Origin of the sequence: Nonomuraea typhae (assembly GCF_009760925.1) — a bacterium.
GTDB lineage: Bacteria > Actinomycetota > Actinomycetes > Streptosporangiales > Streptosporangiaceae > Nonomuraea > Nonomuraea typhae.
In genome coordinates this window covers 221,585-231,847 of the sequence record NZ_VRLV01000017.1, presented here as the reverse complement: position 1 = coordinate 231,847, position 10,263 = coordinate 221,585, and the positions used below count along the sequence as shown (strand labels likewise).

Genomic DNA, 10,263 nt, shown 5'->3' with positions numbered 1-10,263 from the left:
ACTGCTGACGAGATCCTCAACTCCCTTGCCGACTACCTCGCCAAGGTCCGCCCGGACCGTAAAGAGAGCAGGGAGAAATAATCCTCAGAATTTCTGGCGCATCACACTAGTGCTGTGACCAGAAACGTTGGCCGGAATGGTGTCTGAGGCTTTCCTATGGGTGGGATGGTGTCGATCAGGTTCGATCGGCATTCTTGGAGGCCTGGTGACCCAACCGGTCAAGGTCCGCAGACTCACCGACACAGAGGGCCAGAAGCTGCAGCGGATCGTGCGGCGCGGCACGACCAGCACGGTCCGCTACCGGCGGGCGATGATCGTGCTGGCCTCGGCCGGCGGTAACACCGTGCCGGTCATCGCCCGTCTGGTGGCCGCCGATGAGGACACCGTGCGCGAGGTGATCCACCGGTTCAACGAGATCGGGCTGGCCTGCCTGGACCCTCAGTGGGCGGGAGGCCGTCCCCGCCTGCTCAGCCCTGACGACGAAGACTTCGTCGCGCAGACGGCCACCACCCGCCCGGCCACACTCGGCCAGCCCTTCACCCGCTGGTCGATCCGCAAACTCCTGCACTACCTGCGCCATCTGCCTGACCGCAGGATCCGGCTGGGCCGCGAGACCTTACGCACCCTGCTGCACCACCGGGGCATCACCTTCCAGCGCACCAAGACCTGGAAAGACTCACCCGACCCGGACTTCGACACCAAACTCGACCAGATCGAGTACGCCCTGACCCACCGCCCGACGCCGACGTTCGCCTTCGACGAGTTCGGCCCGCTCGGCATCCGTCCCACCGCGGGCTCCGGCTGGGCGCCCACCGGCAAGCCCGACCGGCACCCGGCCACCTACCAGCGCACCCACGGCGTCACCTACTTCCATGGTTGCTACTGCGTCGGCGACGACCGGCTGCGGGGCGTCAACCACCGGCGCAAAGGCATCGACCACACCTGGGCCGCCCTCCGCTCGATCCGCGCCACCCGCCCGGACGACGCACCGATCTACGTCATCCTGGACAACCTGTCGGCCCACAAGAACTGGCGCATCCGCGCCTGGGCCGGCAAACACAAGGTCAGGCTGCTGTTCACCCCGACCTACGCCTCGTGGGCCAACCCGATCGAAGCGCACTTCGGGCCCCTGCGCCAGTTCACCCCGGCCAACTCCGACCACCCGAACCACACCGTCCAGACCAGGGCGCTGCACGCCTACCTGCGCTGGCGCAACACCCATGCCCGCCACCCCGACGTGCTCGCCGCCCAACGCCGCGAACGCGCTCGTTCCCGCAGCGAGAGGGGCATCCGCTGGGGCGGCCGACCCCTCACGACCACAGCCTGAAGCCTCACTCACTCCGGCCAACGTTTCTGGTCACAGCACTAGGTCGCCCGATACGACGGAGTCAGTCGGCGACCTGGGCCAGCCACCGCTCGTGCGCGCCCCCGAACGGCCCCAGCCCCTCAGTCACCGCCTTGAACACCCACTTGGCCGACTCCTCAGCCGCCACGACCACTTCGCCCGGATACCCGAAACGCACCTGGTGCTCCGCGAACTCATCCTCATCGTCCAGATAGATGACGCCAGTACGCTTCTTCACCACATCCAGGTCGAGGTCGATCATCGTCACCACCTCGTCTCGCCACTCCGGCACCGTGGTGACGTCCACGTAGATCGCCGTCCGATGCGGCTCGGCGTTGAACAGCGCCACCCACCACTGATCTCGCGGGAACAACATCACAAACGGCTCTTCCCACATCACCGGCGGCTCGTACCCCTTGGCCCCGACCGTTCCGGCACCCGCGCCCACCCAGACACCATGCTCGTCCTCGCCCAGCCGCTGAGCTGGGTGGTGCCAATGGAGCGAACCATCGAACTTCCGAAATTCCACCCTCATGACATGTGACGCTACCGTGCCACCCCGACAAGCCCGCTCTCGTAGGCGGCGATGACGAGTTGAGCCCGGTCCCGGGCATCTATCTTGGTGAGCAACCGCCCGATGTGCGTCTTGATTGTCGCCAGACTCAGATGCAGATGCTGGGCGAGCTCAGTGTTGGACAACCCCCGGGCGATCAGGATCAGCACCTCCTGCTCCCGCTCGGTCAACCCCTCCAGCCCCCGCACCGTGGGCGCAGCCGGAGTCCGCGCGAACTCCGCGATCAGCCGCCGCGTCACTTTGGGTGCCAGTAGCGCCTCCCCCGCCGCCACCACCCGAATCGCCGCCAACAGCTCAGCAGGAGGCGTGTCCTTCAGCAGGAACCCACTGGCCCCCGCCCGCAACGCCGCATACACATACGCATCAAGATCGAACATCGTCACAATGAGCACCCGCGCCGTCCCGGCGATCCGGCGTGTGGCCTCGATCCCATCCATCTCCGGCATCCGGACATCCATGAGTACGACGTCCGGCCGTACCACGCCCGCCCGTTCAACCGCCTCCGCTCCCGTGGCAGCCTCCCCCACCACCTCAAGATCCGGCTCGGAGTCCACGAGCACCCGGAAACTCCCCCGGAGCAACGCCTGGTCATCAGCCACGAGCACCCGGGTAACGGACCGCGCGCCATCACCTTCCGTTCGCTCGCTCGCTGGCACCAACCCCTCCTGATCTGGCAGCGCCGTCTGCTCAGCCGCAATCACGTAGCCCTCTCAAACGCCGACCTCGCCCTCCGGCCCGATCACGAGACCCGGCAGACGACCGCTCCGCCCCTCCGCCACCGTCATCGCCCCTTCCTCACCGTCACCTCACCATCACCTCACTGTCACCTCACCGTCGCCGTCACCGCCACCGTCACCGCCACTCCCTCACCGCCACCGTCGCCGTCGCCGTCGCCGTCGCCGTCGCCGTCGCAAGATCTCCCAACCGACACCTCCACTCGTTCGACCGCCGCCACGAAACCCTCACCTGGCACCCCACTCTGGCGTCCAGTCACGAAACCTCCCCAAACGGCAGTGCCGCCCACACTCGAAACCCCCGCGGCCCGGGCCCGGCCTCGAACGCCCCGCCGTACATCATGACCCGCTCCCTCATCCCCATCAGGCCGTGCCCAGGTCCGGTCGCGGGTAAGGTTCGCCGTCCGGGACCGTCGTCGGTCACCTCGATCCGCACCTCACGCTCGTCGGTGGCCACCGACACCCACGTACGTGCCGGGGCCGCGTGTTTGACCACGTTGGTCAGTGCCTCTTGGACGATCCGGTAGGCCGACAGCCCGACCCCGTCGGGCACCCTGCTTACGTCGCCGATCTTCAGGTTCACCTCGACGCCGGCCTGTTTGGCGTGTTCGGCCAGCTCGGACAGGCGGTCGAGGCCCGGCGCCGGACCCAGGTCAGGAGCCTCGGCCGAGCGCAGGACGCCCAGCATGCGGCGCATTTCCACCATCGCGCCCCTGCTCGCCGTCTCGATCACGGCCAGTGCGTCGCGCGCCTCCTCGGGGCGGGTGGACATCACGTGGTTGGCCACACCCGCCTTGACCGCGATCAGCCCCACGCTGTGCGCGACCACGTCGTGCAGTTCGCGGGCGATGCGCAGCCGTTCCTCGGCGACCGCCTGCGCTGCCTTGCGCGCTGTGTCACGTGCGGCCATGGCGCGCCGTTCGCGTACGGTCAGCCCCACCGCGAGCGCACCGCACAACGCGGCGACGGTCGAGGCCAGGTCTCCGGCGACACTGTGGGCGCCACCCGGCACGCCGGCGACCAGCAGCACGACCGCGGCCATGACGCTGACCACGGCTATCACATTGATGGGCAGACGTCTGGTCGAGCCGGAGGCGACTAGATAGAGCGCGTACGCGGGTGAGAGGTAGGCTGCGCCCGCGAGACCCGTCACAATGGCGTAGGCGGCGATCGGGCTCACCAGCAAGAAGACCGCCACCGGCCAGAGTCTGCGCACCGCCAGCGGCAACCCGAGCGCGAATGGTGTCGCCAGCTTTACCCAGTGCGGCGCGTCGCCGTGGACCGTCATGGTGAGGAAGACCAGCACGAAGCCCCACGCGACGACGGTGTCGAGCGCGACGAGCTGAGCGCGACTGAGTCTGCGGGCGATGAAGTTCACGCGAAGAAGGTATCTGGCGGTCGAGTTGAGCGCGTCATCCCTGGGTCTGACTGTGCACGGACCGGAGTAGACCCAGGTCTGACGGATCCTGGTCCGATGTGCGAGCCGCCCGCCGTACCCGATCCTTGACCGCGTGATCGAACTCCGACAGCTGACCAAGCGCTACGGCGCCACACTCGCCGTCGACACGCTGACCTTCCGCGTGGAGCCCGGCCATGTTACCGGCTTCCTCGGCCCCAACGGCGCCGGAAAGTCTACGACCATGCGCCTCGTGCTCGGCCTCGACGCGCCCACCTCCGGCCAGGCGCTGGTCAACGGCGGGCGTTACACCGACCTGCGGCGGCCGCTGCACGAGGTGGGCGCGCTGCTGGACGCCGGCGCGGTGCACCCCGGCAGGAGCGCCTACAACCATCTGATGTGCCTGGCGCTCAGCAACGGCATCGGCGCCGCCAGAGTCGCGCACGTATTGGAGATGGTGGGCCTGAGCGGCGTGGCTCGCAAGAAGGCCGGCGGCTTCTCCCTTGGCATGAAGCAGCGGCTCGGCATCGCGGCGGCGCTGCTGGGCGATCCGGGCGTGCTGATGTTCGACGAACCGGTCAACGGGCTCGATCCCGACGGCGTGCGCTGGATCCGCGACCTGATGCGCGAGCTCGCGGCGGAGGGCAGAACGATCCTGCTCTCCAGCCACCTCATGAGCGAGATGGCGCTGACCGCCGACCGCATCGTGATCGTCGGTCGCGGCCAACTGATCGCCGAGGCCACCGTGACCGAGCTCACCGCGCGCTACCCGTCGCTCGAGGACGCCTACCTCGCCCTGACCGCCGCAAGCGTCGAGTACGGCGTCGCACGATGAACTCGACCACGACGCCGGAGTCCAGCGTCGCCACGAAAGCGCCCCTTCACCCGGACCACGCACCTTCAGGAAACCGCCCCTTCACCCAGAACCAGGCAATCCTGTGAACACGACTCACCCACCCGAACCGAGCAACCCCACACACACGCCTCACCCACCCAAGCCAGGTAACCCCGAAAACACGCCTCACCCACCCAACCCCACGAACGGGCCCCTCCCAGCCGAGCCAGGCGGCTCCATCCGAGCGACTCTGCCGCGGGAACCACATAACTCCGCCAAGGCGACCATGCCGTCGGTGCCCGGGACCGCCTCATGAGGGCGATCCTGGCATCCGAGTGGCTCAAGCTGCGCTCGGTCAACTCCACCGGCTACGCGATCGGCGCCGCCGGACTGGCCGTCGTCCTGGGCATCGTCTGGACCCTCTACGTGGGCAGCCTGGCCGACCAGCGCGGCTCGATCCGTGCCGCAGCTCCGGAGGAAGGCTTCCTGCCGTTGGTCCAGATCAGCCTGGCCGTCCTGGGTGTGCTGGCGATCACCTCCGAGCACGCGGGCGGCCTGCTCAGAACCAGTCTGGCGGCCGTCCCAAGCCGCGGCCGGCTGCTGCTGGCCAAAGCGACCTTGGTCGGCGCCGTCACCCTCGCCGTAAGCGGTGCCGTCCTGCTGGCGACCTATGCGGCCAGCCGTGTGATCGCCGGAGACCGTTCCCTGGGCTTCAACACCGGCAGTCTTGCCGACGGCTTGCTTCCCGTGCTCGCGTCGACCCTGTCGGTGACGGTACTGGCGTTGGTCGGCCTGGGCCTCGGAGCCGCCACCCGCTCCACGACCACGGGCATCGTCTCGGTCGTCGCGATCCTGTTCGTTCTGCCGGGCATCGTCACGTATCTGCCCGCCCCGTGGAACACCCGCGTGGCTTCGATCATGGTGCCCAACCTGATCCCCCAGATCACCGGTGAACGCCTCTCCCGACGGCTCGGCGAAGGAGTGCTGCAACCGTGGGTGGCACTACTCGTCCTGGTCGGGTACGGCGCGGCCGCACTGCTGGCCGGCTACCAGGCGATGAAAAGGAGAGACGCGTGATCCGGCCCGGGAGGCACACATGAGCGTACTGGCCTCCGAATGGCTCAAGGTCAGGTCGGTGCGGTCCAGCCATCTGATCATCGGCATCGGCATCGGGGCCGTCCTGCTGGCCGCGGGCTTGGCCTGGATGGCGATCGGCATGTACGACCGGGCGTCCCCGTCCATGCGGGCCAGCGCGCGCATCGCGGAACTGGAGGAGGTGGTGGTGATCGTCCCGCAGCTGTGCCTGGGCATTCTCGGCGTACTGTCGTGGACGTCGGATCGGGTGCTCACGACCAGCCTGGCCATCGTGCCGAAACGCTGGCCACTGCTGGCCGCCAAGGCGAGTGTGGTGGGCGGGCTGGGGCTCGTGGTGGGGCCGGTCGTGGTCTTCGGGACGTTCTTTGTGTCTCGGGGCATGCTCGGCGGCCGTTACCCCGTGTCCGGTTTCGCCGAAGCGTGGCCGCTCCTGGTGCCGACCAGCTTGTCGGTAGCCGTGTTCGGGCTGCTCGGGCTGGGGCTGGGGGTGATCCTGAGGTCGGCTGCCGGTGCGATCGGCGTCCTGGTGGGCCTGGTCTACGTGGTGCCGATGATCGTGGGGAACCTGCCCGAGCCGTGGAGTGAGCGGCTGGGCTCGGTGATGATCGGGGCGCTGCCCAGGGAGATCGCCGGCGCGTCGCTGGCCTCATCGGTCTACGGGAGTCTCCTACCTCCGGTGGCCGCCGGCCTGCTCTTAGCCGCCTACGCGGTGTTGCCGCTGCTGGCAGGCGCCTGGCTTCTCCGCCTTCGGGACGCCTGATCAGCTCAGCGCCCTTGGACTCCTATGCCCGCAGCGCCGCGCGGTCTGGGCTGCCGGCAAGAGCACCATGTGGTCTGACCCATTCCGAGAGCGCCCATGTGGATGCTGCTCTCGGAGGTGCCGCGTATGCCCGCAAGGACGCGGCATTGGTCGACCCGGAACCAGAACCCACATGGATTTGCCCATCCAGGCCAGGGGCGCAAGGAAGGGCCAGATGTCCGTTCGCAGGGGTGCGGTCAGGCCAGACGTCCGGCCGCACCCCTGAGACGGGTCAGACCTCAAGCACCACCGGAATGATCATCGGTCGGCGACGATAGGTGTCACTCACCCAGCGCCCCACAGTGCGACGGACCACGCGGCGGATCTCCTGCATGTCCACCACCCCATCGGCTGCCTTGCTCTCAAGCGCCCTTTCGATCTGCGGAATGAACTCCTCGAACTGCGCCGGATCGATCCCGGACCCCCGGGCATGGATCTCCGGGCCGGCGGTGAGCTTGCCGGTTTGGGAATCCACGACCACGACAACCGAGATGAAGCCCTCGTCCCCGAGGATTCTGCGGTCCTTGAGCGAGGTGTCAGTGATCTCGCCGACGGACGAACCGTCCACGTACACGTATCCGGCGTGGACCGCACCAACGATCTGCGCTCTGCCGTCGATCAGGTCGACCACGACGCCGTCCTCGGCGATGACGATGTGGTCGTCCGGTACCCCGGTCAGGGCGGCCAGCTTGGCGTGGGCGCGCAGGTGGCGCCACTCGCCGTGGACCGGCATGAAATTGGAGGGTCTGGTCAGGTTGAGCACGTACAACAACTCGCCGGCGGCGGCGTGGCCCGACACGTGGACCTTCGCGTTGCCCTTGTGGATGACGCGGGCGCCCCAGCGGGTCAGGCCGTTGATGACCTTGTTGACCGCGGTCTCGTTGCCGGGCACGAGCGAGCTGGCCAGCAGCACGGTGTCGCCCTCAGCGATGCGGATGGGATGGTCGCGGTTGGCCATCCGCGACAGCGCGGCCATGGGCTCGCCCTGGGAGCCCGTGCAGATCAGGACGACGTCCTCCGGCGGCCAGTCCTCGATGTCGCGGGAGTCGACGATCAGCTCCGGTGGCACGTTCAGGTACCCCAGGTCGCGAGCGATGCCCATGTTGCGGACCATCGAGCGGCCGACGAGGGCGACCTTGCGGCCATACTTGGCGGCGGCGTCCATGACCTGCTGCACGCGGTGTACGTGCGAGGCGAAGCTGGCGACGATCACGCGCTGGTCGGAGGTACGAATGACCTCGTCGATGACCGGCCCGATCTCGCGCTCGCTGGTGACGAAGCCGGGCACTTCGGCGTTGGTCGAGTCGGACATCAGCAGGTCGACGCCCTCGGAGCCGAGTCTGGCCATGCCGCCGAGGTCGGTCAGCCGTCCGTCGCTGGGCAGCTGGTCCATCTTGAAGTCGCCGGTGTGGAGCACCAGACCGGCTGGGGTTCGGATGGCGACCGCGAGCGCGTCCGGGATCGAGTGGTTGACGGCGAGAAACTCGCACTCGAACGGGCCGAACCGATCACGCTGGCCCTCAACCACTTCGACCTTGGTCGGCTGGATGCGGTGCTCGGTGAGCTTCGCCTCGATGAAGGCGAGCGTCAGTTTGGACCCGACGAGCGGGATGTCGCGCCGCTCACGCAGAAGGTACGGCACGGCGCCGATGTGGTCCTCGTGGCCGTGCGTCAGGATCAGCGCTTCGACGTCGTCGAGACGGTCCCTGATGTATTCGAAGTCGGGCAGGATCAGGTCGACGCCCGGCTGGTCCGGTTCGGGGAACAGTACCCCGCAGTCGACGATCAGCAGCCGGCCGTCGTATTCGAAAACGGCCATGTTGCGGCCGATTTCGCCGAGACCGCCCAGCGCGACGATGCGCAGGCCCCCGTCGGCCAGCGGCGGCGGGTCCGCAAGGTCAGGATGCGGATGGCTCATGATCTACCCGCCTGGTGACATAGTGTGCGCAAAACTTCCTTGTCCTCCCCGTTCTATATGTCGGTCAACTTCACCCCGCCGGCCACCAGGCAGGCCCGCAGCTCGGCGATCTGCTTGTCATCCGCTTCCACGAGCGGCAGCCGTACCGGCCCTGCGGGCACCCCGACGAGGCCGAGGGCCGCCTTTGCCATGATCGCCCCGCCGGCGCGCTGCATGATGCCGTCGACCACCGGGATCAGCTGGCGGTGGATGGCCTGCGCCTGCTCGGCGTGGTTGTTTCGGTACAGCTGGATCATCTGGGCCAGCTCCGCGCCGACCACGTGCCCGACCACGCTGACGAACCCGGCTGCCCCCACGGCCAGCCAGGCCAGGTTGAGCAGGTCGTCGCCCGAGTAGAAGGCCAGCCCGGTGGCGAGCATGACCTGCCCGGCGGCGAACAGGTCCCCCTTGGCGTCCTTGACGGCCACGATGCGGTCGTGCTGCGCGAGCCGGATCAGCGTTTCGGAGGCGATGGGTACCCCGCTGCGCCCCGGAATGTCATAGAGCATCACCGGCAGCCTGGTGGCGTCGGCCACCTGCGTGAAGTGCTGGTACAACCCCTCTTGAGGAGGCTTGTTGTAGTAGGGCGTGACCACGAGCAATCCATGGGCACCTGCCCGCTCTGCGGCCTTCGCCAGTTCGATGCTGTGATGGGTGTCGTTACTGCCCGCCCCCGCGATGACCATCGCCCGGTCGCCCACGGTTTCCAGCACCGCCTCGAGGATACGAGTTTTCTCCTCGTCGGAGGTGGTGGGACTCTCGCCGGTGGTCCCGCTGACGATGAGGCCGTCGTTGCCCTGCTCGTCCACCAAGTAGGCGGCGAGCCGACACACGGCCGCATAGTCGACGGCGCCGTCCGCGGTGAACGGCGTGACCATCGCGGTCAACATGCGGCCGAACGGTGCATCCATGGTTCCAGTGGGCGATGCCATAGTGCGAACGCTACCCGGATTCCCCAAACCCCAATGACAGCGCCACCCCGATAGTGGGCTCTGCTGGGGTTTTATAGCCATCTGTTACGCCGCTCCAGGCGGCTGGATCGCCGCCACAGCCGGTCACCTGGGCTGAAGCGCCGTCACACGTTGCCCGCCACCACGAACCAAGCTGCTCCGCCACAAGCCAAACTGCTCGCCGCCACCAACCATCCACGTTGCTCGCCGCCAGACCAAGCTGCTCGCCGCCACAAGCCATCCGCATTGCTCGCCACCACAGACCAAGCTGCTCGCCACCAGACCAAGCTGCTCGCCACCACCAACCATCCAGTACGGCGGAGCCGACCTGCCGCCTCCCACCCCGTGCGTTGCCGCCGATCGTGAGGCGCTTCTCACGTCGGACGTGGTACTCACCGACACGACGCCCCTTACCCACCTAAGTGGTCAGCACACCCACCACAGGAGACGCGCACTCGGTCACACCCCAGCACCCGAACCGCTCCCCCAACAAGTCGTGGACCACCCCTCGACAAGCCGCGGACGATCCCGCGACAAGCTGTTGACCATCCCGAAACAAGCCGCAGACGATCCCGCGA

The 10,263-nt window shown here is 67.8% G+C and carries 9 protein-coding genes and 1 pseudogene; 4 read left to right on the top strand and 6 right to left on the bottom strand.

Annotation, left to right across the window (positions count from 1 at the left end; translation table 11 throughout):
• Nucleotides 1-205 precede the first annotated feature (205 nt).
• Complete coding sequence (locus FVE25_RS44565; RefSeq protein WP_181019912.1) at nt 206-1,327, top strand: IS630 family transposase; 1,122 nt, start codon at nt 206-208, stop codon at nt 1,325-1,327.
• Nucleotides 1,328-1,388: 61 nt separating this feature from the next.
• Here FVE25_RS44565 and FVE25_RS44560 read toward each other — a convergent pair whose 3' ends face one another.
• From FVE25_RS44560 to FVE25_RS44550, 4 genes are all read right to left on the bottom strand, one after another.
• Nucleotides 1,389-1,880 carry a DUF402 domain-containing protein gene (locus FVE25_RS44560; RefSeq protein ID WP_157253573.1) on the bottom strand — a complete coding sequence of 164 codons (492 nt, stop codon included), beginning with the start codon at nt 1,878-1,880 and terminating at the stop codon, nt 1,389-1,391.
• 11 nt (nt 1,881-1,891) lie between these two features.
• Nucleotides 1,892-2,518 (bottom strand): response regulator, encoded by a 627-nt coding sequence (locus FVE25_RS44555; protein ID WP_246268431.1) that lies wholly within the window; start codon nt 2,516-2,518, stop codon nt 1,892-1,894.
• A 224-nt stretch (nt 2,519-2,742) separates the two neighbouring features.
• Nucleotides 2,743-2,874, bottom strand: coding sequence for a hypothetical protein (locus FVE25_RS56590; RefSeq protein WP_281367970.1), 132 nt, complete (start codon nt 2,872-2,874; stop codon nt 2,743-2,745).
• A 35-nt stretch (nt 2,875-2,909) separates the two neighbouring features.
• A complete protein-coding gene (locus FVE25_RS44550; protein WP_219825922.1) occupies nt 2,910-4,031 on the bottom strand; it encodes a sensor histidine kinase in 1,122 nt (373 codons plus the stop codon).
• 133 nt (nt 4,032-4,164) lie between these two features.
• Between FVE25_RS44550 and FVE25_RS44545 the strand changes: the two are divergent.
• The 3 genes and pseudogenes from FVE25_RS44545 to FVE25_RS44535 form a co-directional block, all read left to right on the top strand.
• Nucleotides 4,165-4,818: pseudogene (locus FVE25_RS44545) on the top strand (ABC transporter ATP-binding protein); the annotation flags it as partial.
• 378 nt (nt 4,819-5,196) lie between these two features.
• A complete protein-coding gene (locus FVE25_RS44540; RefSeq protein WP_157253571.1) occupies nt 5,197-5,961 on the top strand; it encodes an ABC transporter permease in 765 nt (254 codons plus the stop codon).
• A 19-nt stretch (nt 5,962-5,980) separates the two neighbouring features.
• Entirely contained in the window at nt 5,981-6,739 is a 759-nt protein-coding gene (locus tag FVE25_RS44535) for an ABC transporter permease (RefSeq protein ID WP_157253570.1), read from the top strand.
• 271 nt (nt 6,740-7,010) lie between these two features.
• Here FVE25_RS44535 and FVE25_RS44530 read toward each other — a convergent pair whose 3' ends face one another.
• Both FVE25_RS44530 and dapA read right to left on the bottom strand, forming a co-directional pair.
• Nucleotides 7,011-8,696: a ribonuclease J gene (locus FVE25_RS44530; protein ID WP_157253569.1), complete on the bottom strand. Its 1,686-nt coding sequence runs from the start codon at nt 8,694-8,696 to the stop codon at nt 7,011-7,013.
• A 53-nt stretch (nt 8,697-8,749) separates the two neighbouring features.
• On the bottom strand, nt 8,750-9,667 hold the full coding sequence (gene dapA, locus FVE25_RS44525; RefSeq protein WP_157253568.1) for a 4-hydroxy-tetrahydrodipicolinate synthase: 918 nt from the start codon (nt 9,665-9,667) through the stop codon (nt 8,750-8,752).
• Nucleotides 9,668-10,263: the final 596 nt, after the last annotated feature.